Annotated in this window: 28 protein-coding genes and 1 pseudogene; 7 read left to right on the forward strand and 22 right to left on the reverse strand. The window is 54.4% G+C overall.

What is annotated here, in order from left to right:
- Positions 1 to 26: 26 nt before the first annotated feature.
- Positions 27 to 950, reverse strand: coding sequence for a DNA-binding transcriptional repressor CitR (gene citR / locus FNY10_RS01970; protein ID WP_131047640.1), 924 nt, complete (start codon positions 948 to 950; stop codon positions 27 to 29).
- A 187-nt stretch (positions 951 to 1,137) separates the two neighbouring features.
- On the reverse strand, positions 1,138 to 1,884 hold the full coding sequence (gene dsbG / locus FNY10_RS01975) for a thiol:disulfide interchange protein DsbG (protein ID WP_100685929.1): 747 nt from the start codon (positions 1,882 to 1,884) through the stop codon (positions 1,138 to 1,140).
- A gap of 409 nt (positions 1,885 to 2,293) precedes the next feature.
- Here dsbG and ahpC point away from each other — a divergent pair, with 409 nt between their 5' ends.
- Together ahpC and ahpF are read left to right on the forward strand one after the other, a co-directional pair.
- Positions 2,294 to 2,857, forward strand: coding sequence for an alkyl hydroperoxide reductase subunit C (ahpC, locus tag FNY10_RS01985; RefSeq protein ID WP_100685928.1), 564 nt, complete (start codon positions 2,294 to 2,296; stop codon positions 2,855 to 2,857).
- Between the two features lie 241 nt (positions 2,858 to 3,098).
- Complete coding sequence (gene ahpF / locus FNY10_RS01990) at positions 3,099 to 4,664, forward strand: alkyl hydroperoxide reductase subunit F (protein ID WP_100685927.1); 1,566 nt, start codon at positions 3,099 to 3,101, stop codon at positions 4,662 to 4,664.
- A 64-nt stretch (positions 4,665 to 4,728) separates the two neighbouring features.
- On the opposite strand, the gene uspG is transcribed toward ahpF, so the two are convergent.
- Both uspG and rnk read right to left on the reverse strand, forming a co-directional pair.
- Entirely contained in the window at positions 4,729 to 5,157 is a 429-nt protein-coding gene (gene uspG / locus FNY10_RS01995; RefSeq protein WP_100685926.1) for a universal stress protein UspG, read from the reverse strand.
- Between the two features lie 194 nt (positions 5,158 to 5,351).
- Positions 5,352 to 5,762, reverse strand: coding sequence for a nucleoside diphosphate kinase regulator (gene rnk / locus FNY10_RS02000; protein ID WP_032688893.1), 411 nt, complete (start codon positions 5,760 to 5,762; stop codon positions 5,352 to 5,354).
- Positions 5,763 to 6,001: 239 nt separating this feature from the next.
- Between rnk and FNY10_RS02005 the strand changes: the two are divergent.
- A pseudogene (locus tag FNY10_RS02005) lies at positions 6,002 to 6,491 on the forward strand (alpha/beta fold hydrolase).
- A gap of 28 nt (positions 6,492 to 6,519) precedes the next feature.
- Here the strand turns inward: FNY10_RS02005 and rna are convergent.
- Together rna and dcuC are read right to left on the reverse strand one after the other, a co-directional pair.
- Complete coding sequence (gene rna / locus FNY10_RS02010) at positions 6,520 to 7,317, reverse strand: ribonuclease I (protein WP_100685924.1); 798 nt, start codon at positions 7,315 to 7,317, stop codon at positions 6,520 to 6,522.
- Positions 7,318 to 7,402: 85 nt separating this feature from the next.
- The gene (gene dcuC / locus FNY10_RS02015) at positions 7,403 to 8,773 is read right to left on the reverse strand and encodes an anaerobic C4-dicarboxylate transporter DcuC (protein WP_131047642.1); all 1,371 of its coding nucleotides are present in this window, start codon (positions 8,771 to 8,773) and stop codon (positions 7,403 to 7,405) included.
- A 291-nt stretch (positions 8,774 to 9,064) separates the two neighbouring features.
- Here dcuC and pagP point away from each other — a divergent pair, with 291 nt between their 5' ends.
- Together pagP and cspE are read left to right on the forward strand one after the other, a co-directional pair.
- Positions 9,065 to 9,640 (forward strand): lipid IV(A) palmitoyltransferase PagP, encoded by a 576-nt coding sequence (gene pagP / locus FNY10_RS02020; protein WP_100685922.1) that lies wholly within the window; start codon positions 9,065 to 9,067, stop codon positions 9,638 to 9,640.
- A gap of 194 nt (positions 9,641 to 9,834) precedes the next feature.
- Positions 9,835 to 10,044, forward strand: a complete 210-nt coding sequence (gene cspE / locus FNY10_RS02025) for a transcription antiterminator/RNA stability regulator CspE (protein WP_004859511.1) — start codon at positions 9,835 to 9,837, stop codon at positions 10,042 to 10,044.
- Between the two features lie 57 nt (positions 10,045 to 10,101).
- Here the strand turns inward: cspE and crcB are convergent, their stop codons facing one another.
- Positions 10,102 to 10,485, reverse strand: a complete 384-nt coding sequence (crcB, locus tag FNY10_RS02030) for a fluoride efflux transporter CrcB (protein WP_100685921.1) — start codon at positions 10,483 to 10,485, stop codon at positions 10,102 to 10,104.
- 90 nt (positions 10,486 to 10,575) lie between these two features.
- Here crcB and FNY10_RS02035 point away from each other — a divergent pair, with 90 nt between their 5' ends.
- Both FNY10_RS02035 and tatE read left to right on the forward strand, forming a co-directional pair.
- Positions 10,576 to 11,367 (forward strand): deaminated glutathione amidase, encoded by a 792-nt coding sequence (locus FNY10_RS02035; RefSeq protein WP_141965105.1) that lies wholly within the window; start codon positions 10,576 to 10,578, stop codon positions 11,365 to 11,367.
- A 128-nt stretch (positions 11,368 to 11,495) separates the two neighbouring features.
- Positions 11,496 to 11,702, forward strand: coding sequence for a twin-arginine translocase subunit TatE (gene tatE, locus FNY10_RS02040; protein ID WP_004859519.1), 207 nt, complete (start codon positions 11,496 to 11,498; stop codon positions 11,700 to 11,702).
- Positions 11,703 to 11,929: 227 nt separating this feature from the next.
- Here tatE and lipA read toward each other — a convergent pair whose 3' ends face one another.
- From lipA to lptE, 15 genes are all read right to left on the reverse strand, one after another.
- Positions 11,930 to 12,895, reverse strand: coding sequence for a lipoyl synthase (gene lipA, locus FNY10_RS02045; RefSeq protein ID WP_100685919.1), 966 nt, complete (start codon positions 12,893 to 12,895; stop codon positions 11,930 to 11,932).
- Between the two features lie 179 nt (positions 12,896 to 13,074).
- Entirely contained in the window at positions 13,075 to 14,034 is a 960-nt protein-coding gene (locus FNY10_RS02050; protein WP_131047644.1) for a YbeF family transcriptional regulator, read from the reverse strand.
- A 144-nt stretch (positions 14,035 to 14,178) separates the two neighbouring features.
- Complete coding sequence (lipB, locus tag FNY10_RS02055) at positions 14,179 to 14,823, reverse strand: lipoyl(octanoyl) transferase LipB (protein ID WP_131047645.1); 645 nt, start codon at positions 14,821 to 14,823, stop codon at positions 14,179 to 14,181.
- Between the two features lie 98 nt (positions 14,824 to 14,921).
- Positions 14,922 to 15,185, reverse strand: coding sequence for a DUF493 family protein YbeD (gene ybeD / locus FNY10_RS02060; RefSeq protein WP_004859527.1), 264 nt, complete (start codon positions 15,183 to 15,185; stop codon positions 14,922 to 14,924).
- Positions 15,186 to 15,299: 114 nt separating this feature from the next.
- On the reverse strand, positions 15,300 to 16,499 hold the full coding sequence (gene dacA / locus FNY10_RS02065) for a D-alanyl-D-alanine carboxypeptidase DacA (RefSeq protein ID WP_100685916.1): 1,200 nt from the start codon (positions 16,497 to 16,499) through the stop codon (positions 15,300 to 15,302).
- A gap of 143 nt (positions 16,500 to 16,642) precedes the next feature.
- Complete coding sequence (gene rlpA, locus FNY10_RS02070) at positions 16,643 to 17,764, reverse strand: endolytic peptidoglycan transglycosylase RlpA (protein WP_160702023.1); 1,122 nt, start codon at positions 17,762 to 17,764, stop codon at positions 16,643 to 16,645.
- Between the two features lie 10 nt (positions 17,765 to 17,774).
- Positions 17,775 to 18,887 (reverse strand): peptidoglycan glycosyltransferase MrdB, encoded by a 1,113-nt coding sequence (mrdB, locus tag FNY10_RS02075; RefSeq protein WP_131047647.1) that lies wholly within the window; start codon positions 18,885 to 18,887, stop codon positions 17,775 to 17,777.
- Positions 18,887 to 20,788, reverse strand: coding sequence for a peptidoglycan DD-transpeptidase MrdA (gene mrdA, locus FNY10_RS02080; protein ID WP_100685913.1), 1,902 nt, complete (start codon positions 20,786 to 20,788; stop codon positions 18,887 to 18,889). The genes mrdB and mrdA overlap by 1 nt, the downstream gene beginning before the upstream one ends.
- 27 nt (positions 20,789 to 20,815) lie before the next feature.
- Positions 20,816 to 21,283: a 23S rRNA (pseudouridine(1915)-N(3))-methyltransferase RlmH gene (gene rlmH, locus FNY10_RS02085; RefSeq protein ID WP_100685912.1), complete on the reverse strand. Its 468-nt coding sequence runs from the start codon at positions 21,281 to 21,283 to the stop codon at positions 20,816 to 20,818.
- Between the two features lie 3 nt (positions 21,284 to 21,286).
- A complete protein-coding gene (gene rsfS, locus FNY10_RS02090) occupies positions 21,287 to 21,604 on the reverse strand; it encodes a ribosome silencing factor (RefSeq protein WP_100685911.1) in 318 nt (105 codons plus the stop codon).
- Positions 21,594 to 21,836: a hypothetical protein gene (locus tag FNY10_RS26555; RefSeq protein ID WP_131047648.1), complete on the reverse strand. Its 243-nt coding sequence runs from the start codon at positions 21,834 to 21,836 to the stop codon at positions 21,594 to 21,596. Before FNY10_RS26555 ends, rsfS begins: the two co-directional genes overlap by 11 nt.
- On the reverse strand, positions 21,823 to 22,452 hold the full coding sequence (locus FNY10_RS02095) for an adenosylcobalamin/alpha-ribazole phosphatase (RefSeq protein ID WP_160702021.1): 630 nt from the start codon (positions 22,450 to 22,452) through the stop codon (positions 21,823 to 21,825). The genes FNY10_RS26555 and FNY10_RS02095 overlap by 14 nt, the downstream gene beginning before the upstream one ends.
- A 102-nt stretch (positions 22,453 to 22,554) precedes the next feature.
- Positions 22,555 to 23,205, reverse strand: a complete 651-nt coding sequence (gene nadD / locus FNY10_RS02100) for a nicotinate-nucleotide adenylyltransferase (protein WP_160702019.1) — start codon at positions 23,203 to 23,205, stop codon at positions 22,555 to 22,557.
- Complete coding sequence (gene holA, locus FNY10_RS02105; protein ID WP_100685909.1) at positions 23,198 to 24,229, reverse strand: DNA polymerase III subunit delta; 1,032 nt, start codon at positions 24,227 to 24,229, stop codon at positions 23,198 to 23,200. Before holA ends, nadD begins: the two co-directional genes overlap by 8 nt.
- On the reverse strand, positions 24,229 to 24,813 hold the full coding sequence (gene lptE, locus FNY10_RS02110) for an LPS assembly lipoprotein LptE (RefSeq protein ID WP_160702017.1): 585 nt from the start codon (positions 24,811 to 24,813) through the stop codon (positions 24,229 to 24,231). Before lptE ends, holA begins: the two co-directional genes overlap by 1 nt.
- Positions 24,814 to 24,819: the final 6 nt, after the last annotated feature.

Raw genomic sequence — 24,819 nt, forward strand, 5'->3', positions numbered from 1 at the left:
AGGCTGGAATATTGATTTTTATTTAATCATTCATGATATAAATTGTTTTCCTGCGGTTGCAGGTTGATTATTTTATCGAACGGCGAGGAGAATATGGGCATATTTATCTGCGTCTGGTGATAAATCATGTAGATAATAATAGATGGCACCGGAACGGGCAGCACTCTCAAGTTCAGATTGAAGAGCGGGTGGTTCAGTATGGCTTTCGGCACAAAGCCGATAAGGTCGGTCTGGTTAATCATATTAATGAGCGCCAGCAGCGAATCGCTACGAAAGGTCATCATTCGGTCGGGTAAACTTTTTTTCATTTGCGCATGAAAATTCTTTATGCCGACCTCTGTGGAAAGATAACCGGCGAAGCTTTCCCGCAGGATGGCGGCACGATCGTTCAGTTCATCGACCCGCGGATGGCGTTCACCGCAGACCAGTGCCATCTCAGCCTCCAGGAAGGGCTGGCAGAATATCTCCGCGCTTTTACAGGGGGATAAACTGAGTATCAGGTCCGCCTTACGCTGCGAGAGCAGACTTTCCACCGAGTCGCTGGTGAGCTGAAGGTCATGGTGTTCCACCTGCATATTGGGGGTCTGGTAGAGGGCGTGGATTAATTGTAAAGAGTCGGGGGGAATAAATAACTGAGGGCTATAAATGACAAAACGTTTTTTTAAGTTGGCCGGGTTGACGAGAGAAATCGTTTTCTCTAGCTGGCTTAAGTTTTTTTCGAGGAGATAATGCAGGTTGATGCTCGTTTGGGTGGGCGTAATGCCTTTTCCCGAACGAATAAACAGCGGATCGTTAAGCTGAGTGCGCAGGCGTTGCAATGACTGGCTGACGGCTGAGGGGGTAATAAACAATGCTTCCGCCGCTCGACTGATGCTCAGATGCTGATAGATGCATTCAAAAATAACCAGCAAGTTAAGATCGAATTTTTTCAGGCCGTAAAGGTTCGCCATTGCTAATATCCGGATGAAGTCGTGGTGATAAAAATTATTAATATTTTGTATTTGTTTTTTGTAATGATTGGTTTGATGAATTTATTAGGGCGTTTATTCTTCGCCATGACTGAATGTATATGACTGGAGAGGCGTAAGCCAGGTTCTTTTTCCTTAAGCACCTGGCCAGAAAGCCGCACCGGGCGGGTTACTTTTCTCCCATCATGGTCTGCAACTTGTCGGCTTCAGGCAGCCCGACCACCTGCTGCAGCATATTCTCTTTGTTCATGTAGTAAATGGCAGGCGTGGCGTTCGCGCCGAGTTGATCCATTAACTGCTGGTTCTCACTGACGATCTTCATTTTTTGCGGGGAGAGATTCGCCGGGATTTTTATGTTCATTTTTCCGGCGGATTGTTCGTAGTCATGCCAGGTTTTCGCCGGATCCGCGGTGGCGAGGATCGCGGCGGCCGTCGCCGGGCTTTCGGGCTTGATGACGCCAACCAGCAGCGTGCGAATCTGTACTTTGCCGGACTCTACCCACGGACGGGCCTGTTGCCAGAATTTCAGGCAGTACGGGCAGAAGGGGTCGGCAAAGACATACAGAATGACCGGCGCCTCCTTTTTCCCTTCCTGTAGCCAGCTGGCGGCTTCCATTTTCTTCCACAGCGCCTGGCCCGCCGGCGTGTAGAGTTCTTTCTGGAACAGCTGTTCGCTCAGGTTAGTGCCATTTTCATCGTACATATAGCCGGAAATGGCGTGCTTGCCGTCGGGGGTCAGATAGATAGTGACCCCCATATCCTGATACTTCCCCAGCCATCCTTTCATCCCACCCGGCGCCTCGAAGGGCTTAATGATGGTAATTCCCTGTTTTTCTATCGCTTTTACAGGAGCCGGCAGATCTTCAGCCTGGCTGAAAAAGGGTAAAAAACTGAGAAAAAACAGACGCTTTAACATGGTTATTCCTTGTTAAATCAATGTGTAAGGTAAGAAGATGCTGCTGCCTATCACAGCTATAGGTAAGACCTGCCCGCGAGCGGATTGCCCTTTATTACCGCGGATGGTGTAATCGGTCTTGCTGTTACATTAAGGTAATGTAGAGCGCAACACATAGCCAGCTTGTCTGGCACTGAACCTACCTGCGGGTATTTCAGGTAACGGGGCCGCCTGAAGAGGGCGGCCTTTTTACTTTCAGCGCGGCGGGATGCAAAAAGTAACGAAACGCGGCGATCGTCGCGACGGGTTCACAAAGCTGTCTTGTTCCGGTTGTTAGATATTGCTTATTGATTTGATAATGCAAACACATTGGTCGAATCAGCAAAAGTTCGTTACCTTAGACCTCAACGAAAACACGGAGGAAGTATAGATGTCCTTGATTAACACTAAAATCAAACCTTTTAAAAACCAGGCATTCAAAAACGGTGAATTCATCGAAGTTACCGAGAAAGACACCGAAGGCCGTTGGAGCGTCTTCTTCTTCTATCCGGCTGACTTCACCTTCGTATGCCCGACTGAACTGGGCGACGTGGCAGACCATTACGAAGAACTGCAGAAACTGGGCGTAGACGTGTACTCCGTTTCTACCGATACCCACTTTACTCACAAAGCATGGCACAGCAGCTCTGACACCATCGCAAAAATCAAATATGCGATGATCGGCGACCCGACTGGCGCCCTGACCCGTAACTTCGACAACATGCGTGAAGACCAGGGTCTGGCAGACCGCGCAACCTTCGTTGTTGACCCGCAGGGTATCATCCAGGCTATCGAAGTTACCGCTGAAGGTATCGGCCGCGACGCATCTGACCTGCTGCGTAAAATCAAAGCTGCTCAGTATGTTGCTTCTCACCCAGGCGAAGTTTGCCCGGCGAAATGGAAAGAAGGTGAAGCGACTCTGGCGCCATCTCTGGACCTGGTCGGCAAAATCTAAAATTCACTACGCCTTTCGCGCTACAGGTGCGTTGGCTATGCTTCGTCCCCCCGGTTACTGACTGATGTAAGCTCCCGGGGATTCATAAGCTTGCCGCCTTGCTGTAACACGAAATGCTTGCGAATTTATCCTCAAGCGGGTGCATCTGCGCCCGTTTTATTTCAACACCATGATGCAAGCCGCATTCAGGCCGCCCGCAAGGCAGCTTGCATGATGATGTTTTTTAAGCAGGAGATTAAAAATGCTCGACACCAACATGAAAACCCAGCTCAAGGCCTACCTTGAGAAACTGACTAAACCTGTTGAGCTGGTTGCCACGCTGGATGACAGCGCAAAATCGGCAGAAATCAAGGAACTGCTGGCTGAAATTGCCGAACTGTCGGCAAAAGTGACCTTCAGAGAAGATAACAGCTTGCCTGTCCGCAAGCCCTCTTTCCTGATCGCGAACCCCGGTTCCCTTCAGGGGCCGCGCTTTGCCGGTTCTCCGCTGGGACATGAATTTACCTCTTTGGTGCTGGCGCTGCTGTGGACCGGCGGTCATCCGTCCAAAGAGACCCAGTCGCTGCTCGAGCAGATCCGCGATCTGGACGGTGATTTTGAGTTTGAAACCTATTACTCGCTCTCTTGCCATAACTGCCCGGATGTCGTGCAGGCGCTGAACCTGATGGCGGTACTGAATCCGCGTATCAAACATACGGCGATTGACGGCGGGACTTTCCAGAATGAGATTACCGATCGTAACGTGATGGGCGTCCCGGCGGTCTTTATGAATGGTCAGGAGTTCGGTCAGGGGCGTATGACGCTGGCGGAAATTGTCGCTAAAGTCGATACTGGCGCCGAAAAACGGGCGGCGGAAGAGCTGAATAAACGCGATGCTTATGATGTGCTGATTGTCGGTTCCGGCCCGTCAGGCGCCGCTGCGGCGGTCTATTCTGCGCGTAAAGGCATTCGTACCGGCCTGATGGGTGAACGTTTCGGTGGTCAGGTGCTGGATACCGTGGATATCGAAAACTACATCTCTGTGCCGAAAACGGAAGGGCAGAAGCTGGCCGGGGCGTTAAAAGCGCACGTCAGCGACTATGCTGTGGATGTGATTGACTCTCAGAGCGCAGCGAAACTGATTCCGGCTGCGGTAGAAGGCGGCCTGCATCAAATTGAAACGGCCTCCGGCGCGGTGCTGAAAGCGCGCAGCGTAATCATTGCCACCGGGGCAAAATGGCGCAACATGAACGTGCCGGGTGAAGATCAGTATCGCACCAAAGGGGTGACCTATTGCCCGCACTGCGACGGCCCGCTGTTTAAAGGTAAACGCGTGGCGGTCATCGGCGGCGGTAACTCCGGCGTTGAGGCGGCCATCGATCTGGCGGGCCTGGTAGAACACGTGACCCTGCTGGAGTTCGCCCCGGAGATGAAAGCCGACCAGGTCCTGCAGGATAAAGTCCGCAGCCTGAAAAACGTCGATATCATTCTCAACGCTCAGACCACTGAAGTCACGGGCGATGGCAGCAAAGTGACCGGCCTGCAGTATCGTGACCGGGTCAGCGGGGATGAGCACCATATCGGGCTGGCGGGGATTTTCGTGCAGATTGGGCTGTTGCCGAACACCAACTGGCTGGAAGGCGCCATCGAGCGCAACCGGATGGGGGAAATTATCATCGACGCGAAATGTGAAACAAACGTCAAGGGCGTATTTGCCGCCGGCGACTGCACAACCGTACCGTACAAACAGATCATTATCGCTGCGGGCGAAGGGGCGAAAGCTTCGCTGAGTTCGTTCGATTATCTGATTCGTACCAAAACCGCATAATAAAGTAAGACGACACCTGCATATAAAGAGGCTACCCCCAGGGTAGCCTCTTTTGCGTTTGGTGTTAGCGAACGACCATCACCGGAATATGGGCGTGGCGGATAACGCTTGAGGCATTGGAGCCAAGTAAGTGGGTGCTGATAGAAGGGTTACGCGAACCAATCACCACCACATCGGCTTTAATTTCGTTCGCCAGTTCATTGACCATGTCCCGCACGCTACCAAAGCGGACGTGCATTTTAATCCGCGCAGGGTCGATGCTGAAATGCCCGGCCATTGTTTTCAGGCGCGTTTCCGCTTCGTGCTGTAAGTGCTCTTCAAAACGACGCAGATCGGCGGTAAAGCGGCTCATCGTGAAGCTGGACGATCCGGGTAATACGTGGAGCAGGTGAATAATGCCATCCTGCTGGGCCAAAAACTCCGCGTGGCGGACGGCCTTGTCGCTCAACTCCATCTCAAAAACATCAACGGGCATAATGATAGTTTTATACATATGCATTCCTCCTTGTTCGCCTGTTTCTATATCAACACATTATAGGAAGATATAGTGTCATTCAGCTCGCAAAACTGTCAGCTCAGGCGGATAGGGGGGTAAAATTTTGTCAGTACCACGAGAGAGGGGGGGCAGAAAGAGGATGCGAAGACATCCTCTGAATAAAGCGTGAAACGCCTCAGGCAGCGGGAGAATTAACGATGAAACTCACCTGCGGCTTCCGGCTGGTAAAGCAGCTCCAGCACTTCGAGATGGGCCGATGCTCCGCCCGGTAACTCCCAGTGGATGGCACTGCCGACTTTCAGGCCGAGCAGCGCGGCGCCAACCGGGGCGAGCACGGAAAGCTGGGTTGCGCTGTCCGTCACCTGCGAGGGAAACACCAGTGTCCGCACGCGCTCTTCACCGCTGGTCAAATCGCGAAATCTGACTTTGCTGTTCATGCTGACGACATCATGCGGCATTGCTTCCGGTGCCAGCATTTGCGCGCGATCCAGCTCGTCGTTCAGCGCATCTGCCACCGGGGAATTAGCGAAAGCCGGCTGTTCGAGCAGCCTGTCGATGCGTTCTGCATCGAGCTCATTAATGATGATTGCGGGTCTGGTCATCGCATACTCCGTGTTATCCAGGAACCTGTCCGTAAAAGAAAACCCTCACCGAAAGGCAAGGGTTAATGTCGTCCCATCATACTGAGACTTGTCGGCAGTTTGAAGTGATTAAACGCACATTAAGCGATGATCGCCGAAAGGGAGAGATGAAATTTATGATAATGCCGTCACAACCGAAAAATCTGTCTTATCCTTTTTAAGCGGTATCAGGTAGTACCCTTCCAGTACAGGAGACTGAAATGAGCGGTTTTGACAAACTTACTCTTAACGACGGTAGTTATCTGTATTTTAAAGACTGGGGAAGCGGGCAACCGGTGGTATTTAGCCACGGCTGGCCGTTAACGGCTGATGCTTTTGAAGATCAAATGCTGTTTCTCGGATCGCAGGGATTCCGCGTGATTGCTCACGATCGTCGAGGACATGGAGTCAAAAGCGGTGCGCGAAGGGTTTGTCGAGCAGGGGTTACAGGGGTCAATAAAAGCGCTTTACGACTGCATTAAAGCGTTTTCTGAAACCGACCTGCGTGAGGATCTGCGCAGGATGACCATTCCGACGCTGGTTATTCATGGTGATGATGACCAGATTGTCCCGTTTGAAACCTGCGGGAAAGTGGCGGCGCAGCTGCTGCCTGACGGCGAATTAAAGGTCTATCAGGGCGGGTCTCACGGGATCTGTACGACCCATAAGCACCAGATTAACCAGGATTTGCTGGATTTTATTCGCGCATAATCGACCGGCGGCTTACGCCGCCGAATCATCAGTTGCCGGCTTTATCAATCACAAATTGTTTGCCGCAATTCCCCGGATGAGGCTGAGGCAAGAGGCCATTGGCTGAAAGCGGTTGATTGATGGCCTCCGCTTTGATGGCGATTTGTATCTCGGTTAAATAAGCCGGATTGCCGTTACAGGTCAGCTTGAATGCCTTCACGCTCTGCTTACCATATGCCTGCGCGACGGCGGCATCGAAGTCATCGCGGCTGACGCTCTGCCCGTAATGCTTCGCCAGAAAGAGGCCCAGCGGGCTCTGCTTCACTTCACTATCAAGACGCACCATCGTGCCAAAGTAGCTATCGGGATCGAAGCCGAAGCAGACGCCGTGTTTCGCATATTCATAACGCTCGAGACACGAATTGCCGCCGGCGCCCGGCATCACGCTGTTGAGTTTATTCGCCATCTCCAGCGACAGCCCGGTTTCAGCGGCCTGGCATTTACGCCCGGCTTTGACTTCAGGCATGTTGGGGACAGGGCGGGTGGCGCAGCCAAAACGCATCCAGCGCCGATCGTCGACGCCGCGCGCCGCAATGGATTTTGGCAAGCCAGGCCAGAGGCCATGTACCGTCAGGAAATCCGCTTTATTCGGTAGTTCCTGCTGCAAACGACACTCTTCCGGCTCGCTACGATTTCTGTCATGCATGCTCTGGCAGAACCCTGTTTGCCATGACAAAGCCAGTACATAACGGTCGAAATCGCCATATTGCGTTGCGGTGAGTGGTTCAGCGCCAGCCTGGGTTGCCGTTAACAAAAGGGCAATGGCGACGAAATCCTTCCTGAACATTTTTAATCCTGATAGTGGGTGACAATGATTTACAGGAAATGATTAAAGCATAAAAAAGGCGCCAGCTGGCGCCTTTTCGCGTTAATTAAAGCGCGCTAGCGGGTACCAGAACTTCGGTGGCGATAATCACCACCAGCAGACCGACGATAACCGGAACAGAGGTCCGCTTCACCACTTCAAAGGGGGAGATTTTGGCCATCCCGGCAACGGCAACCACGACGCCCGAGACCGGCGAAATAGTACGGCCCAGGTTTGAAGCCTGTAGCATAGGAATGGACAGATAGGCCGGGTTGATGCCTGAAGAGTGGGCTAATTTCGGGATCATCTCTACGAAGGCGTAAAACGGCGCGTTACCGGAACCGGTGGTCATTGCCGCCAGCATGGTCAGAATGACCAGCACCAGCATTAAAATGATGCTCGCCGAGCCAAATGATGTGGCAATTGAGATCAGGCTATTGATAAAGCCAATGGTGCTCAGACCCTGGGCAAAGACGCCAGCGGCCACCAACAACATGACGACGCCGGCGAAGGCATCGGCCATACCGCGATAGGCGACCTCCAGTCCGGCGAAAACGTTTTTCGTATTAAAGCCGCGAACGAACTCCAGCACGGCCGCCAGCAGCATGCAGAGCACGAGGATGGCGATAATATGCAGTTCCGGGCCCCATTTCCCGTCGAAAATCAGGACGCCGATAATCGGCGTAAAGGGCAGAAGGGCGTAGAAGGCGGGGGCGGTGGTGGTGATTTCGTTCACATCGAGCATTTCGTGCGCGACGTTCTCTTTTTTATCCAGGTAGCGCTGCCAGAAGTAGTGGGCGATGGCCATGCCGATAATCGCGACGATGGAGATCGGCAGCGTGGTTTTAAACGCAAAGTCGATGAGCGGCATTTCTGCGGCTTTGGCGGCCAGCACCACGTCGCCGGAGGTCGGAGAGAGGATAATTGCGGCCGGCGAGGCGCAAATGGCCGCCGCGGCGCCGCGACTGATACCGACATTCACCATCACCGGGAACAGGGTGGCCATCAGCAGAACGCCCAGGCCGGTCGCCGAGGAGACGGCCAGCGACATCAGGCAGGCGACGAAATAGGCGGCGATCATCAGCAGATAGGGGGAGTTAATGTAGCGCAGCGGCTTAGAAGCCAGCTTCACCACCATATCGTTGGCGCCAATATGGGTCATATAGGTGGCGAATCCGCAGAGCATCATGATCATCATGCCCAAATCGCCGCCGCGGCTCATCAGGAGAATTTTGACGTATTCGATGATATCGGTTGCGGAATACCCCGTGCTTTTCGTATCGCCGGGTAAAATCTTGTGTCCCATCAACGCGCTGACGATAAGTAACGTCAAACCACCGACGAAGAGCACGCCGGTGGCGGAATAGCCTTTTATGATATAGCGGGCAACGCCCACAATGACCACAATGCCAATCAGAATCTCAACTAGCGTAAGCATTTTTTACCCCTAAGCCTTTCACCCAAAGAATCTGCTAATAAACAAAGTGAAGATAAAATTAAGTAAGCGAATGTGCCTAATTCATGGGCAAAACATGCTGATGCAAATCAATAAACCGATGAGAATCCTGCAATCATCAGTCGAGGGGCGGCCGCTATCACAAAACGGAAAGGTGAAAAGCTTGCTGTTTTTCCGATCATAAATCAGAAACTTACCTGATTTCGTTAAGGCAATATTAAGATTATACTTGCTAACTTATTGCGCTTTAAAATTGATATTGGTAAGAGATAAGTGTTGAGACAACGTCATTTCGTATTGTTTTTTATTAGTTTTTTAGGGGTAATGCTCTCTTGTGGCGTGGCTAACGCGTCGTTTACGTCGACGATTCGCGATGGGTATAACACCTTAAGTGACAACGTCGGGCAGACCTGGCAGGAACCTGAACACTACGATCTGTATGTTCCCGCGATTACCTGGCATGCCCGTTTTGCCTATGACAAAGAAAAGACCGATAAGTATAACGAGCGTCCGTGGGGGGCAGGATTCGGGGTTTCCCGCTGGGATGATAAAGGCAACTGGCATGGCCTGTATCTGATGGCCTTTAAGGACTCGTTTAACAAATGGGAGCCGATTGGCGGCTATGGCTGGGAGAAAACCTGGCGTCCGTTAGCCGACGACAATTTTCATCTTGGTCTGGGGTACACGCTGGGCGTGACGGCGCGAGATAACTGGAATTACATTCCCATTCCGGTCATTTTGCCACTGGCATCCATTGGTTATGGTCCTGCAACCTTCCAGATGACCTATATCCCCGGGACCTACAATAACGGTAACGTCTACTTTGCCTGGGCCCGTTTTCAGTTTTAGACTGGCATAACTTAGCAATAAAAGAGCTAAGTCGTTTGTCCTGTGAAAAAACAACAACTAAGGCGTGACCTCCTAAAAAAGATAGCGATATTTGTCACTTTTTAAGAAACTTGGACTGGACAAAAGGCATCACAATTGATGTACTGGTGTCCGACACAGTATCAGTGTCGTTTTTTCATATAAAGGTAATTTTGATGTCTAAGATTAAAGGTAACGTTAAGTGGTTTAATGAATCCAAAGGATTCGGTTTCATTACTCCGGAAGATGGCAGCAAAGATGTATTCGTACACTTCTCTGCAATCCAGTCCAACGGTTTCAAAACTCTGGCTGAAGGTCAGCGCGTAGAGTTCGAAATCACTAACGGTGCCAAAGGCCCTTCTGCTGCAAACGTAAACGCTATCTAAGCATTGCGTCAGTAGAATATAAAAACCCGCTCAACGCGGGTTTTTTTTTGCCTGCCGTTAGCGACTGGCCGCATGGGAAAAGAGCCAGAATGCCGTTGCCGTCATGGCGAATGAGCCTAACAGATTGGCCAGAATGTTCAGCAGCGCCCAGCTGAAACGCCCCTGTTGCAGCAGGAAAAAGACCTCCGATGAGAAGGTTGAAAACGTCGTCAGCCCGCCGCAAAATCCGGTAGTGAGCAGCAGTTTCCACATTGGGTCAATGTTTGTCAGGCGATTAAACCATGCCAGCCCGGCGCCAATGATAAACGCGCCCAGCAGGTTGGCTGCAAGTGTGCCCATGGGAATCGCGTGATGCATTGGATTGAACTTCATTCCAAGCCACCAGCGCAAAACGCTGCCGGTACCACCACCAACAAAAACGGCTAAAAGTAGTTGTGACACTCTCATTCCCTGCTATTTGGTTAATACAGGGGTTTGAGTGTAGCGCGCAAAATGCGTCACTGGCTACAAAATACCTGACGGGAGAAGAGAATGCGGGTTGCTGCGGGACAATTTGCCGTAACGGCGGACTGGCGAGTCAATGCGCGTACCTGCGTGGCGTTGATGCACCAGGCGGCCGGGCAGGGGGTATCATTGCTGGTATTACCGGAAGCGTTGCTGGCGCGTGACGACAGCGATCCGGATCTTTCGGTAAAGTCGGCGCAGGAGATGGATGGCGGTTTTCTGCAGCTGCTGCGGGATGAAAGCCGCCATCATGGTTTATTAACCACGGTGCTGACGCTGCATGTGCCTTCCGGCGAGGGGCGAGCGACGAATACGCTGGTGGCGATACGCCAGGGTGAGGTGATTGCCCAGTACCAGAAGCTCCATTTGTATGATGCGTTTGCGATGCAGGAGTCGCGCCTTGTCGATGCCGGGCGACAGATTCCACCGTTGATTGATGTCGACGGGGTACGCGTTGGCCTGATGACCTGTTACGATTTACGCTTTCCCGAGCTGGCGTTAACGCTGGCGCTTAACGGTGCTGAAGTGCTGGTGTTGCCCACCGCATGGGTCAGAGGGCCAATGAAGGAGTATCACTGGAGCACGCTACTGGCGGCCAGGGCTCTGGATACGACCTGCTATATCGTGGCGGCGGGCGAATGCGGAACCCGCAATATTGGCCAGAGCCGCATTATCGACCCGATGGGGACGACGATGGCCGGAGCAGGGGACGGGCCGCAGATGATTACTGCCGACATTTCGACAGCGTCGCTGCGCCAGGTTCGCGAGCGTTTGCCGGTATTGAAGAACCGCCGCTTTGCGCCACCGCAATTATTGTGATGTTTTTTTAAACAAGGCTTGATTCACCTTGTTACAGATTGCTATTGTGTCCGCGCGTCAAATAGCCGTTAATTGTTCGCGTGTATGATGGCGTATTCGCAGCTTGTTTTAGAGAAAGAAGGTTATCTATGGGTGAGATTAGTATTACCAAACTGCTGGTTGTCGCAGCACTGATTATTTTAGTGTTTGGTACCAAAAAATTACGTACGCTGGGTGGAGACCTGGGTTCCGCTATCAAAGGCTTCAAGAAAGCCATGAACGACGATGACGATAGCGCGAAGAAAACCAGTGCGGAAGAAGACGCTCCGGCACAGAAGCTCTCTCATAAAGAGTAATTAAAGGCGCCTTCCCCGACAGCGGGAGGGGGTTACCGGCAGGCGAGAGTCTGAACGTTGAAGAGGCTGCAGCGATAAGCGCTGCGGCCTCTTTTTATTGCCCGTGCGCGAAAAAGTATAAAAAAATGCAACCAGTTGTTACCAGAGGCAGGGAAAGGTCAGGCGAGCGGGATAAAAACGGACCGCCGCGTGAAAGGGTTCACGCGGCGATTGAGGGGCTGTGAAATTTACTTCACTTCCATCCCTTTGGCTTGCAGGTCGGCATGATAAGACGAACGAACGAACGGGCCGCAGGCGGCGTGGGTGAAGCCCATCGCCATCGCTTCGGCTTTCATCTCTTCAAACTCGTCCGGGCTGACGTAGCGCTGAACCGGCAGGTGGTGACGGCTTGGCTGCAGATACTGGCCCAGGGTGAGCATGGTCACGCCATGGCGACGCAGGTCGCGCATAACTTCGATGATCTCTTCGTTGGTCTCGCCGAGGCCGACCATTAAACCTGATTTCGTCGGGATCTCCGGATGCGCTTCTTTAAAACGCTCCAGCAGCTTCAGCGACCAGTTGTAGTCGGCGCCCGGGCGAACCTGACGATACAGACGCGGCACGTTTTCCAGGTTGTGGTTAAACACATCCGGCGGAGTCACCGTGAGGATATCCAGCGCGCGATCCATACGGCCACGGAAATCAGGGACCAGGGTCTCAATCTTAATCGTCGGGTTTTTCTCACGAATAGCGCTGATGCAATCGGCAAAGTGCTGAGCGCCGCCGTCGCGAAGATCGTCGCGGTCGACGGAGGTCACGACGACATAGCGCAGGCCCATATCGGCGATAGTTTGCGCGAGTTTCTGCGGTTCGTTGGCATCCGGCGCCACCGGACGACCGTGCGCAACGTCACAGAAAGGGCAGCGACGGGTACAAATCGCGCCGAGGATCATAAAGGTGGCCGTTCCGTGGTTGAAGCATTCCGCAAGGTTTGGGCAAGAAGCTTCTTCGCACACAGAGTGCAGACCGTTCTTACGCATCGCTGCTTTGATTCCCTGGATACGGGACGAGTCAGCCGGAAGTTTGATTTTCATCCATTCCGGTTTTCTGAGCAGAGCTTCACGCTCAGTTGCCACGTTTTTCACCGGGATAAGGGCCATTTTATCGGCGTCGCGGTACTTAACACCGCGTTCCATCACAATGGGTTTACTCATAGCGTGCGTGTTCCAGTTGCGAGTCACGAAGGAAAGCGAATCAATTCAAGGAAATGTTGTATTTATCAACTATTTTTGAATTAAGGACAGGCAGTATACCATTGATATGGGACAGAAAGCAGCCTACCTGTTCGGCAAATTGTAAAATAGTTGTTGTTTTATGCTTATCCTCACGTGCTTTATTGTTTAAACGACTGACGAACCACCTCGATGACCTGATTCAGCAACGGTTCCTGCGCGCTTATCCGGTTGTAATGCAGTGAAATCTCAATGCGTTGTTCGGGTAATTGAGCGTAGTCGAGCCTTGCCAGCGACCACGTACGCGCCAGCAGAGAAAACATCTGCTCCGGCATCAGCCCTATCATATCGCTTTGGCTTATCAGCGCCGCCTGGGCAAAAAGGTTGTCGCTGCTGAAGCCGCAGCGGCGTTCTCCCGGGGGCCCCTGTAACTGCCGGTATATTGCCGGATAGCGCTGGCCCGGTGGCAATATCAGGGCAAACTCATACTGGCGGAGATTCTCTTCGGTTAACGGCATTGGTAACGCCGGATGTCCTTCGCGGCAATACATTACCAGCCGATCTTCAAACAGCAGGTGATGCACGATGGCCTGGTTTGTGTAGGTCTCGCTGTCGATCAGCAAATCGACCTGGCGTTGAGTCAACTGACTGCTGGCATCGGTAATGGCGACGTTGTGTAACCGGATCTGGGGAAAAGAGGGCCTGAGCGCGTGCGCAATCGCCGGGATGACCAGAGCGCCGATAAAGGGGGAGGTCGCGATGGTGATGGCGCGTTGCTGAACCGCCCCGCCGGCCAGGTCGAGGGCGCTGAGGAAGGATTCCATTCCCTGGCTGATGTACTGGTGAAGATGGGTCGCGTACGCCGTAGGCGTCACTCCCTGGCCTTTACGGATAAACAGCGGATCGGGGAACAAAGCGCGCAGTTTATTCAGCGACTGGCTGATCGCCGATGGCGTAATGTTCAGCACTTTCGCGGCATTGACGATGCCCTTGTGGACATACACCGCTTCAAAAATGGTCAGCAGGTTCAGATCCACATTACGCAGAATACGGAAGGCCTGGCGGTCGCGGTGCGGTTCCCACGGTGTGGGCGACTCTGATGACGGCGTGTTATTTTCCACTCAGCGCTTCCTTGTTATCGGAGATAGCGCAAGTATAGCGGCCAGCAGAGACGCTGTGCGTGACATTTAATTGCAAATATAATGGCTTAACTATCGATAATGCGGATGTCGCGCCCCGGTGACAGGGGCGCGAGCGAGCGGGGGCTAAGCGGCGGCAATCATCTCGTGAGGCGGGTTGCCGAGCAGATCCAGCAGGTTGGCAACCAGATGAGGCGCCACCATCTGCGGCTGAATGTCCGGTTGCCACTGGCGCATTTGGGCCATCTCCATTCCGGCATAGCCGCAGGGGTTAATCCGCAGGAACGGCGACAGGTCCATCGCAATATTCAGCGCAAGCCCGTGAAACGAACAACCTTTTCGGATACGCAAACCCAGCGAACAGATTTTTTGCTCGCCGACGTAGACGCCGGGCGCATCGGCGCGAGGATGCGATTCAATCGCGTATTCCGCCAGCGTGTTGACCACGGTCTGTTCCAGCAGGGTAACCAGTTCGCGCACGCCCAGTTTGCGCCGCTTGAGGTTCAGCAGAACATACATCACCTGCTGTCCTGGTCCGTGGTAGGTTACCTGGCCGCCGCGATCGCTTTGAATGACCGGAATATTGCCCGGAATCAGCACGTGTTCAGCTTTTCCCGCCTGGCCCTGAGTAAAGACCGGAGGGTGTTCGACCAGCCAGATTTCGTCCAGCGTGGTGTCGTCGCGGGTGTCGGTAAATTCATGCATCGCCTGCGAGACCGGTTCGTAAGGTTGCAGGCCAAGTTGACGGATAAGGATTTTGTTATGCTGCAAAACAACGTCTCCGCAGAGAGAGAAGTGACTTGAGGGGGGAGTATATCACAGCATAGCGGGGAGGGATGACCCGGCGCAGGGCCGGGTCAGGGAATGGGTTACAGCACCATCCGGACGATGTCGATATTGCCCAGCTCTTCGTACAGGGTTTCGACCTGCTCGATATGGGTCGCGTTGATGGTGATAGACACCGAGTGGTAGTTCCCTTTGCTGCTCGGTTTTACCTGCGGAGAGTAATCACCAGGCGCATGGCGCTGTACCACTTCCACCACCTGATCAACCAGCTCAGGCAACGCCTGCCCCATTACTTTGTAAGTAAATGGAGTAGGGAATTCAAGCAGTTCGTTAAGTTTGGTTTTCATGTCAGCTCCGGTATTACGACAAAAAATAATAACTCCCACCAGGAGTGGGAGTTATCAGGTTACTTTGATGATTAGTATATGGGGATGTAAATCACACTTTCAAGCGTTCGATTTTTAGCCAAACCAGTGGTGGAACATTAACTTGATGTAATCAATCATTTTTCCGAAGAAATTGCCTTCAGGAATTTCTTGCAGGACCACCAGCGGGCGCTGATCGATCGTTTTACCGTCCAGCTGGAAGTTAATGGTGCCGACCACCTGGTTTTTCTGCAGCGGTGCGTGCAGTTCGGTATTGTTCAGCACATAGCTGGCTTTCAGGTCTTTCATGCGGCCACGAGGGATAGTCAGATAAACGTCTTTATCGACCCCCAGCGAAGCGCGATCGCTGTCGCCAAACCAGGCGGGTTCGGAAGAGAACTCTTTCCCGGCTTTCAGCGGATTAACGGTTTCGAAGAAGCGGAAGCCCCAGGTCAGCAGCTTTTTGCTTTCGGATTCACGGCCTTTGAAGGTGCGACCGCCCATAACGGCGGAGATCAGACGCATCTGGCCTTCGGTCGCCGAGGCGACGAGGTTATAGCCCGCTTTGTCGGTATGGCCGGTTTTAATCCCGTCGACGTTCAGGCTGTTATCCCACAGCAGACCGTTACGGTTCTGCTGACGAATGCCGTTAAAGGTGAACTCTTTTTCTTTATAGATGGTGTATTCGTTCGGTACGTCGCGGATCAGCGCCTGGCCAATCAGCGCCATATCGCGCGCAGAGCTGTACTGCCCGTCGGCATCAAGGCCGTGAACGGTCTGGAAGTGGCTGTTTTTCAGGCCCAGCGCATTGACGTAGTTGTTCATCAGGCTGACGAAGGCATCCTGGCTACCGGCGACGTAGTCGGCCATAGCGACGCAGGCGTCATTACCCGACTGCAGGTTGATGCCGCGGATCAGCTGAGAAACCGGCACCTGCATACCCGGTTTCAGGAACATCAGTGAAGAGCCTTTAAACACCGGGTTACCGGTTGCCCACGCATCGTTGCCCACCGTAACCAGGTCGGTTTCTTTAAACTTGCCCGCTTTCATGGCCTGACCGATGACGTAGCTGGTCATCATTTTGGTCAGGCTCGCCGGGTCGCGGCGGGAATCGGCGTTATTCTCCGCCAGCACTTTGCCCGAATTGTAATCAATAAGGATCCAGGATTCGGCGTCAATCTGCGGCGCGCCTGGGATCATGGTTTTGAGATTCAGGTCATCGGCGTGGGCAGCGGAAGAGAGCGCTGCAACGGAGAGGGCCGTAACGAGTAAACGTGCGGTGAAAGAGGTCTTCATGGTCAGAACAACGGCATCCGTGATGGAGTTAAAAAAAGTGCCCTACTATAACAAATGCTCCGTGGACCGGCATCCGACATTGCGCATGACTTTGTTAATGACTTTTTCATGCGCATCACAGTACGGACAACGGCCCAGCCTGTTTAGTTGGCGTGAGTAATAAATGACTGCAGCTGAGCTTCGCTTTGCAGGCGCTGTTGTACCGTACTGGCCTGCGATTTGCTGGCGAACGGCCCGAGCTGAATGCGCCACACCGCACCGTTCTGCACGACGCGACCAGGCACGGAAAACTGCTGGCTAAGACGCTGCTGATATTGCTGCGCGCGGGTCCGATCGCTGACGGCGCCGACCTGAACGACGAAATCGCCGCTGGCGCTGGCCGCCGAGGCGGCGACGGCCGTGGTCGCAGCGGCAGCCGCCGGTGCTGCCGGCGCGGCGCGACCTTGCACAGAACCAGGCGCGGTAACCGGCGCGCTTTGGGGGGCCGTCTGAGTCGCAGGCTCGCTGCTTTCCAGTACGCCGCTATTCAGTGGCGTAGGCGCACCGAGGAAACCGCCGCTTTTCACCGGCGCGCCAACGCTGTCTTCCGGCTTCAGCGTATCATTGCTGATTGGGCGGACATCAGTTTGTGCGGTCGGTTCGCTGGAAACACCGGCACCGCCGTCAAGATCCGGGCGGGCAGGTAGCGCATAGGTTTGTTTGGCGACGGTAGTACAGGCCATGCCCGGGCCGGAAAGCGAACCATCCGGCGCGACGATGATCGGATCGATACGCACTTTGGTGTTATTGGAGGTGTTCAGGCGATCGGCAGAAGCGCGCGAGAGCGAGATAACGCGATCGTTGCCATACGGCCCGCGATCGTTAATGCGCACGACGATCATCCGGCCGTTTGCGAGGTTAGTCACGCGGACGTAGCTTGGGATCGGCAACGTCGGGTGCGCCGCGGTAAGCTGCGTCGGGTCGAAGGCTTCGCCGGACGCCGTCAGATTGCTGTTGGGTTCCGCGTCATAAATGGCGGCCAGACCGGTCTGAGTAAAGTTAGACGGATCCTGGACGATTTTATAACTTTTACCTTCGCGCTCGTAATCCTGATTCGCCGCGGCATTTGGCGTTTCATAATGCGGATCGGCGCCGCTGATTTCCACGCTTGGGCCATTACAGACGGCCGGCTGTGGAGTGCTGACCGTCTTCTGTTGAACGTCTTCACCCGAACATGCCGCCAGCAGCCCCGCTGCTATGCAGATCCCCAGCCATTGCTTACGCATCGCGAACCCCTTAAACGCTTTTCGACAACATTTTTCTGTGGGTGTGGATCGACATCACGATACCAAACCCGGCCATCAATACGATTAGGGCTGAGCCCCCGTAGCTGACCAGCGGCAACGGTACCCCCACCACTGGTAAAATACCACTCACCATACCAATATTTACGAAGACATAAACGAATAAAATCAACATTAAACCACCGGCCATGACGCGACCGAAAGTGGTTTGCGCCTGGGCGGCGACCCACAGCCCGCGCATGATGAGCAGGATATAGAGCGCCAGCAGAATCAGCACGCCAATCAGGCCGAGCTCTTCCGCCAGGACCGCAAAGATAAAGTCGGTATGGCGTTCCGGCAGGAATTCAAGCTGCGACTGGGTGCCGTGCAGCCAGCCTTTGCCGCGTAAGCCGCCGGAGCCAATGGCGATTTTCGACTGAATAATATGATAGCCGGCACCCAGCGGATCGGTCTCCGGGTCGAGCAACATCATGACGCGCTGACGCTGATAATCATGCATCAGGAAGAACCATAAAATCGGAATAAACGCCGCAATCAGCACCACCGCCACGCCAATCAGACGCCAGCTCAGTCCGGAAAGGAACAGCACGAACAGGCCAGACAACGCAATCAGAATGGAGGTCCCGAGGTCCGGCTGGGCGGCAACCAGCAGGGTTGGCAGGAAAATCAGCACCAGCGCAATGGCGGTATTCTTCAGCGAGGGCGGACACACATCGCGGTTGATAAAGCGCGCGACCATCAGCGGCACGGCGATTTTAGCAATTTCCGATGGCTGAAAGCGCACGACGCCAAGATCCAGCCAGCGCTGGGCACCTTTGGAAATCGCGCCGAAAGCGTCAACCGCGACCAGCAAAATGATACAGAAGATATAGAGATAGGGCGCCCAGCCTTCATACACGCGCGGCGGGATTTGCGCCATCACGATCATGATAACCACGCCCATGGCGATCTGGCCTATTTTACGCTCCATCATTCCGATATCCTGGCCGCTGGCGCTCCAGATAACCAGCGCGCTGTAGGTCAGCAGCGCCAGCAGAATCAGCACCATGGTCGGATCGAGATGGATTTTATCCCATAGCGATTTTTTGTTCGGATTATCGGTCATTATTGATCCTCCCCCGCCGTTACCGCCGGGTTTTCACTCGGCAAGTTTGTGTTGTTATCGCCCAGCATAATGTGGTCGAGAATCTGGCGCATAATGGTGCCGACCGCCGGGCCGGCGCCGCCGTTCTCAAGAATGATGGCAACAGCAACCTGGGGATTGTTATAAGGGGCAAACGCCGTCATAAGTTTATGGTCGCGCAGACGTTCCGCGATGCGGTGCGCGTTATAGGTTTCATTGGCTTTCAGGCCAAACACCTGGGCCGTACCGGATTTCGCCGCAATTTTATACGGCGCGCTGGCGAAGTATTTATGCGCGGTACCGTTGCCGCGGTTGGCTACGCCGAACATCCCGTCTTTGGCGATTTCCCAGAAGCCGGAGTGAATATCGCCGACCGGCGGCTCGTGCGGCTGAACCCAGGGAACCTGCTTACCGTCTTCGACGGTGCTTTGCAGCAGGTGGGGGACTTTCACGACGCCGTCGTTGATCAGAATCATCAGCGCTTTGTTCATTTGAATCGGCGTTGCGGTCCAGTAGCCCTGGCCGATTCCGACCGGGATGGTGTCACCCTGATACCAGGGCTTCTTAAAGCGCTTCAGCTTCCATTCACGGGTCGGCATATTCCCGGAGCGCTCTTCGGAGAGATCGATACCGGTATAGTGGCCGTAACCGAATTTGCTCATCCACTCGGAGAGGCGGTCGATCCCCATATCATAGGCGACCTGATAGAAGTAAGTATCGGCAGACTCTTCGAGCGCTTTGGTCACGTTCAGGTGCCCGTGCCCCCACTTTTTCCAGTCGCGGTAGCGCTTGTCAGAACCCGGCAGCTGCCACCAGCCCGGGTCGAACAGGCTGGTATTGCGGGTGATGACGTTCGCGCTGAGGGCCGATACGGCGACATAAGGCTTCACCGTCGACGCCGGCGGGTAAACCCCCTGGGTCGCGCGGTTGACCAGCGGAGTATTCGGGTCGTTCAGCAGGGTGGAGTAGTCTTTACTGGAGATGCCGTCCACAAACAGGTTCGGGTCGTAGCTCGGCGTGGAGACCAGCGCGAGGATGCTGCCGGTACGCGGGTCGGTGACGACCACGGCAGCGCGGCTACCGGCGAGCAGAGTCTCAATATACTGCTGAAGCTTGAGATCGAGGGTCAAATAGATATCGCGCCCGGCCTGCGGCGGCACCTCTTTGAGCTGGCGAATAACGCGGCCACGGTTATTGACTTCGACCTCTTCATAGCCGGTCTGACCGTGCAGGACGTCTTCGTAATAGCGCTCGATTCCCAGCTTGCCAATATCATGCGTGGAGGCGTAGTTGGCCAGCTTGCCCTCTTTATCCAGGCGATCGACGTCTTTATCGTTTATTTTTGAGACGTAGCCGATAACGTGGGTCAGCGCGGAGTTATAGGGGTAGTAGCGGCGTTTATAGCCTTTTACCTCGACACCGGGAAAGCGGTACTGGTTAACCGCAAAACGGGCCACCTGGACTTCGCTGAGGTTGACCTTGACGGGAATCGAAGTAAAGCGATGGGAACGCGAGCGTTCTTTTTTGAAGTTAGCGATGTCATCATCGCTCAGATCGATGACATCGCGTAACGCATCCAGCGTTTGCTGCACGTTATCGACTTTTTCCGGCATCATCTCCAGCTGGTAGATGGTGCGGTTCAGCGCCAGCGGCGTACCGTTGCGGTCATAGATAATGCCGCGACTGGGCGGAATAGGGACCAGCTTAATACGGTTTTCGTTGGAGCGCGTTTGATAGTCGGTGTAGCGAACAATCTGCACGTTATAAAGATTGGCAACCAGTATGCCGGTAAGCAGCAAAATCCCCAAAAAAGCGACCAGCGCCCGGCGCACGAACAGCGAGGATTCAGCCGTATAGTCGCGGAAAGAATTCTGTAATTTCATTCGCTGCTTAGTCTACCCTGGTCATCATTATTCACGGTGGTAAGGGTGGTTGGTGGTAATGCTCCACGCACGATACAGGCTCTCAGCGACCAGTACGCGTACCAGCGGGTGAGGCAACGTGAGGGTGGAGAGTGACCAACTCTGTTCCGCTGCTGCTTTACATGCCGGAGAGAGCCCCTCGGGACCGCCGATAAGCAGGCTGACGTCGCGGCCATCCTGTTTCCAGCGCTCCAGTTCTCGCGCCAGCTGCGGCGTATCCCACGGTTTTCCCGGAATATCCAGGGTCACGATGCGATTTTTGCCTGCGGCCGCCAGCATCATTTCCCCTTCTTTTTCGAGGATGCGCTTGATGTCGGCATTTTTACCGCGTTTACCGGCGGGAATTTCCAGCAGCTCGAACGGCATATCTTTTGGAAAACGGCGCAAATATTCACTAAAGCCGGTCTGAACCCAGTCCGGCATCTTGGTGCCAACGGCCACCAGTTGCAGCTTCACGCATTAACTCCAGAGTTTTTCCAGCTCGTACAGATGACGGCTCTCTTCCTGCATAACGTGAACCATGACGTCGCCAAGGTCGACAACAATCCAGTCGGCGGCGTTTTCACCTTCAACGCCCAGCGGCAGCATGCCTGCGGCGCGAGACTCTTGTACTACGTGGTCGGCGATGGACATGACATGGCGCGTGGAGGTGCCGGTGCAAATAATCATGCAATCTGTAATGCTGGATTTGCCATGAACGTCAATGGCAACGATGTCCTGACCTTTCAGGTCATCAATTTTGTCGATAACAAAATCCTGGAGTGCTTTACCCTGCAAGAGTTCCCCCTGGGTGAGTGAAGATTGATAATAAACAGCCTGACAGTATACCTGAACTTGTCGGAAAGTCGGGATAAATGTCGGTCAGCAAGCGATGGCGGCGGCTATCATCCCATCCATCGCCCGTGATTGCATCGCCATTTTTGTAAAACAATTTCTGGAAACATCTTTTGGCCGATGCGTTCAGGCTGCGGAGAATAACAGCCTGCTCTGACCTGTCAATGGTCTGCACGGAATTCTTCTTCCTTCTGCCAGCGCGCCTGGCTATTTAATACCCGCAGGGTGGCAAAATCAGCGTGCAGTTCGAGTTCGCTCCATGCGCCATGGGCGACAGGAAAATGCCACATCGTCTCCGCCGGCAGCTTCAGCAACAGCGCGATCAGTAGGCTCAGCCCCCCTTTATGGCCGACGATCAGCAGATGGTCCGGCTGCGAATGTTGCGTCAGCTTCCCGGCAAACGTGCGGATGCGGTGGGCGAAATGCGGAAAACTTTCGCCGTTGGTCGGCGCCGCATGCTGCCAGTCCGCGCACCAGGCGGCATAGTTTTCGGCGTCTTCGCGCTGTAAGTCACGATGATGGCGCATTTCCCAGTCGCCAAAAAACATCTCATTAAGTTCGGGGACTATCTGTCGGGGGATATTGCGTGCGCCGAGCAGCAGGTCGGCGGTGAGTTGGGTGCGTTCCAGCTCGCTGCAGAGGACGCTATCGAAGGGAACCGCCTGCAGCAACTGACCGAGCGTTTGCGCCTGCGTCATCCCGCGCCCGGTTAACGGGGTCGGGGCGTGTCCGCTGTAAAGGCCGGCAACATTGGCCTCAGTTTCACCATGTCGAACTAACCATAATTTCACTGAATATACGCCTTCTGGCATCGTAAAGAGATGAGGGAGAGTATAAGCGAACCGGCGCGCTGCTATTGCATCCGGCGTCACGAACGCCGGGGCAACGGGCGGTTAACAGTAGAGTTTTTGCTGATGGATATACGTCAGTACCGCCGCCGGCAGCATGTCAGCGCAGGATTCCCCGCGTTCCAGGCGCTGGCGGATAAGCGTTGCCGAAATGTCAAACCACGGGGTTTCCGCCAGATAGATAACCCCGGCGGGACGGTTGTGCAGCTGGTCTGCGTCGTGCGTTAAACGTTTGTCCAGCCACCGCTGATCCTCTTCCCGTTGCATCACCAGCGGATAGCCGGGGCGGCGGCAAACGATCAGATGCACATTATCCAGAATCGAGGCGTAATTGTGCCAGGTCGGGAAGGTGAGCAGCGAGTCCTGGCCAATAATGAAGGCCAGCGGCCGGTCTGGCCCTTGTTCCTGTCGCCACTCTTCCAGCGTTTGCGCCGACCAGGATGGCGTCTGACGCTGAAGCTCACGCTCATCAAGCACGAACAACGGCTTATCGGCAATGGCCAGCGCCAGCATCTGTTGACGCTGGGCGCTGGTGGCTTCAGGCTGCGGGCGGTGCGGCGGAACATTGTTTGGGACGATAATCACTTTCTCAAGGCCAATCTGATTCGCCAGAATCTCAACCGGTTTGAGGTGTCCATAGTGCACCGGATCAAAGGTGCCGCCGTACATTGCCTGCAACTGAGTCATATCAACCATCAATAAATACGTCTGCCAGCGCTTTATGGCAGAGCAACAAAGAAAGGCTCTCTAACTCCGGCCAGATGGCGCTACCGTAATCCTGTTTAAACGTCAGCTCCGCTCGGGTCAGCAGAGTGACCGCCTGGCGCAACTGGTCTGTGCTGAGGCGCGCGAGCGCATCGCTGACCAGCTGTCGACGGTTCTGCCACACCCGATGCTTATCGAAGAGCGTACGCAGCGGCGTATGGGCCGACTGGCGTTTCAGGTTAACCAGCAGCAGCAGCTCGCGCTGGAGCGTGCGCAGCAGAATAGCCGGTTCGCTTCCTTCCAGGCGTAACTGCTGCAGGATATGCAGCACCCGCTTGCTTTTGCCGGCCAGCAGCGCATCCACCCAGTGATAGGGTGTGAAGTGGGCGGCGTCGTTCACCGCCTGTTCGACGCGCGGCAGCGTCAGCTTGCCATCCGGCCACAGCAGAGAGAGCCGCTCCAGCGCCTGCGCCAGCGCCAGCAGATTGCCTTCATAGCAGTAGCACAGCAGCTGACTGGCGGCGTCATCAAGATGCAAATGGTGTTGTTTTGCTCGCGCCGCCAGCCATCGCGGCAGCTGCGCATATTCCGGCGTCTGACAGCTCACCTGAACCGCGCGGCTGGCCAGCGCGCTAACCCAGGCGGCATTTTCCTGCGCTTTGCTGAGCTTATTACCGCGAACGATTAACAGCAGGTCGTCATGGAGCATGCTGACCAGGGTGGCAAGCTGTTCGTTAATCGCCGCGTTAGGACCATTTTCCGGCAGCACCAGCAGCAGCGTCTGACGGCTGGCGAACAGGCTCATGGCCTGGCTGAGTGAGAAGAGGGCGGGCCAGTCGGTGCTGGCGTCGATAGACGCGGTATGGTGCTCGGTAAAGCCCTGGGTAGCAGCGGCTTCGCGAATCGCGTCCTGACTTTCCTGCAGCAGCAACGGATCGCTGCCGAGTAATAAATAGGCCGCTCGCAGCCCTTCAGTGAGCTGCGCGCGGAGTTGTTCCGGGTACAACCGAATCATCAGTTACCCAGCGTAGTGGAGACGCGGTTGCCAGAGGTTGTGGAAGCGGGCGTGACCGTCTTCTCTTCCCCTTTCGTGGCTTCAACATCAGCAACGTGGACGCTTGGCAGCTTACGAATCAGCTGTTCCGCGGCTTTGTCGTACATCTCCTGGATTATCATATCCTGCTCGGTGTCTTTCGCTAACGCCGCCTGCGGGTTATCGAAGAACGAGCGGTAGACTTTCGTCGAGATCGGATAGATATCATGGCCCGGGATGAGTACGCGTGCCTGTACCGTCAGCACCATCTGATATTCAGCCGTACGACCATCCTGGAAAATGGAGGCCGTGTCTTTCTGAATGGATGACGCATCCAGACGCAGGGAAGGAATATCCTTGCGCAGCGTGCTGCCGTCGATGATCTCGACGCCATTCAGACGCAGCTGATTACGCACCGAACGACTTAACGGGCCATTCGGATCGCTCGACTGAACGATCATGGTTTTCATCGCGATGGGCACCTGAGTGGTACTCCGCAGATGCCAGCCGCATCCGGCGGTGACGAGCACCGCCAGAGATAACAACAATGTTGCCAGATATCGCACGCTTCC

This window comes from Klebsiella sp. Lac1, from assembly GCF_009825425.1.
Classification (GTDB): Bacteria; Pseudomonadota; Gammaproteobacteria; order Enterobacterales; family Enterobacteriaceae; genus Klebsiella; species Klebsiella electrica.

What these genes read in the sequence shown, in the direction of transcription:
- citR (WP_131047640.1), bottom strand. Translation starts at nt 950, where the DNA reads ATGGCGAACCTTTACGGCCTGAAAAAATTCGATCTTAACTTGCTGGTT.
- dsbG (WP_100685929.1), bottom strand. Translation starts at nt 1,884, where the DNA reads ATGTTAAAGCGTCTGTTTTTTCTCAGTTTTTTACCCTTTTTCAGCCAG.
- ahpC (WP_100685928.1), top strand. Translation starts at nt 2,294, where the DNA reads ATGTCCTTGATTAACACTAAAATCAAACCTTTTAAAAACCAGGCATTC.
- ahpF (WP_100685927.1), top strand. Translation starts at nt 3,099, where the DNA reads ATGCTCGACACCAACATGAAAACCCAGCTCAAGGCCTACCTTGAGAAA.
- uspG (WP_100685926.1), bottom strand. Translation starts at nt 5,157, where the DNA reads ATGTATAAAACTATCATTATGCCCGTTGATGTTTTTGAGATGGAGTTG.
- rnk (WP_032688893.1), bottom strand. Translation starts at nt 5,762, where the DNA reads ATGACCAGACCCGCAATCATCATTAATGAGCTCGATGCAGAACGCATC.
- rna (WP_100685924.1), bottom strand. Translation starts at nt 7,317, where the DNA reads ATGTTCAGGAAGGATTTCGTCGCCATTGCCCTTTTGTTAACGGCAACC.
- dcuC (WP_131047642.1), bottom strand. Translation starts at nt 8,773, where the DNA reads ATGCTTACGCTAGTTGAGATTCTGATTGGCATTGTGGTCATTGTGGGC.
- cspE (WP_004859511.1), top strand. Translation starts at nt 9,835, where the DNA reads ATGTCTAAGATTAAAGGTAACGTTAAGTGGTTTAATGAATCCAAAGGA.
- FNY10_RS02035 (WP_141965105.1), top strand. Translation starts at nt 10,576, where the DNA reads ATGCGGGTTGCTGCGGGACAATTTGCCGTAACGGCGGACTGGCGAGTC.
- tatE (WP_004859519.1), top strand. Translation starts at nt 11,496, where the DNA reads ATGGGTGAGATTAGTATTACCAAACTGCTGGTTGTCGCAGCACTGATT.
- lipA (WP_100685919.1), bottom strand. Translation starts at nt 12,895, where the DNA reads ATGAGTAAACCCATTGTGATGGAACGCGGTGTTAAGTACCGCGACGCC.
- ybeD (WP_004859527.1), bottom strand. Translation starts at nt 15,185, where the DNA reads ATGAAAACCAAACTTAACGAACTGCTTGAATTCCCTACTCCATTTACT.
- dacA (WP_100685916.1), bottom strand. Translation starts at nt 16,499, where the DNA reads ATGAAGACCTCTTTCACCGCACGTTTACTCGTTACGGCCCTCTCCGTT.
- rlpA (WP_160702023.1), bottom strand. Translation starts at nt 17,764, where the DNA reads ATGCGTAAGCAATGGCTGGGGATCTGCATAGCAGCGGGGCTGCTGGCG.
- mrdB (WP_131047647.1), bottom strand. Translation starts at nt 18,887, where the DNA reads ATGACCGATAATCCGAACAAAAAATCGCTATGGGATAAAATCCATCTC.
- mrdA (WP_100685913.1), bottom strand. Translation starts at nt 20,788, where the DNA reads ATGAAATTACAGAATTCTTTCCGCGACTATACGGCTGAATCCTCGCTG.
- nadD (WP_160702019.1), bottom strand. Translation starts at nt 23,205, where the DNA reads ATGGTTGATATGACTCAGTTGCAGGCAATGTACGGCGGCACCTTTGAT.
- holA (WP_100685909.1), bottom strand. Translation starts at nt 24,229, where the DNA reads ATGATTCGGTTGTACCCGGAACAACTCCGCGCGCAGCTCACTGAAGGG.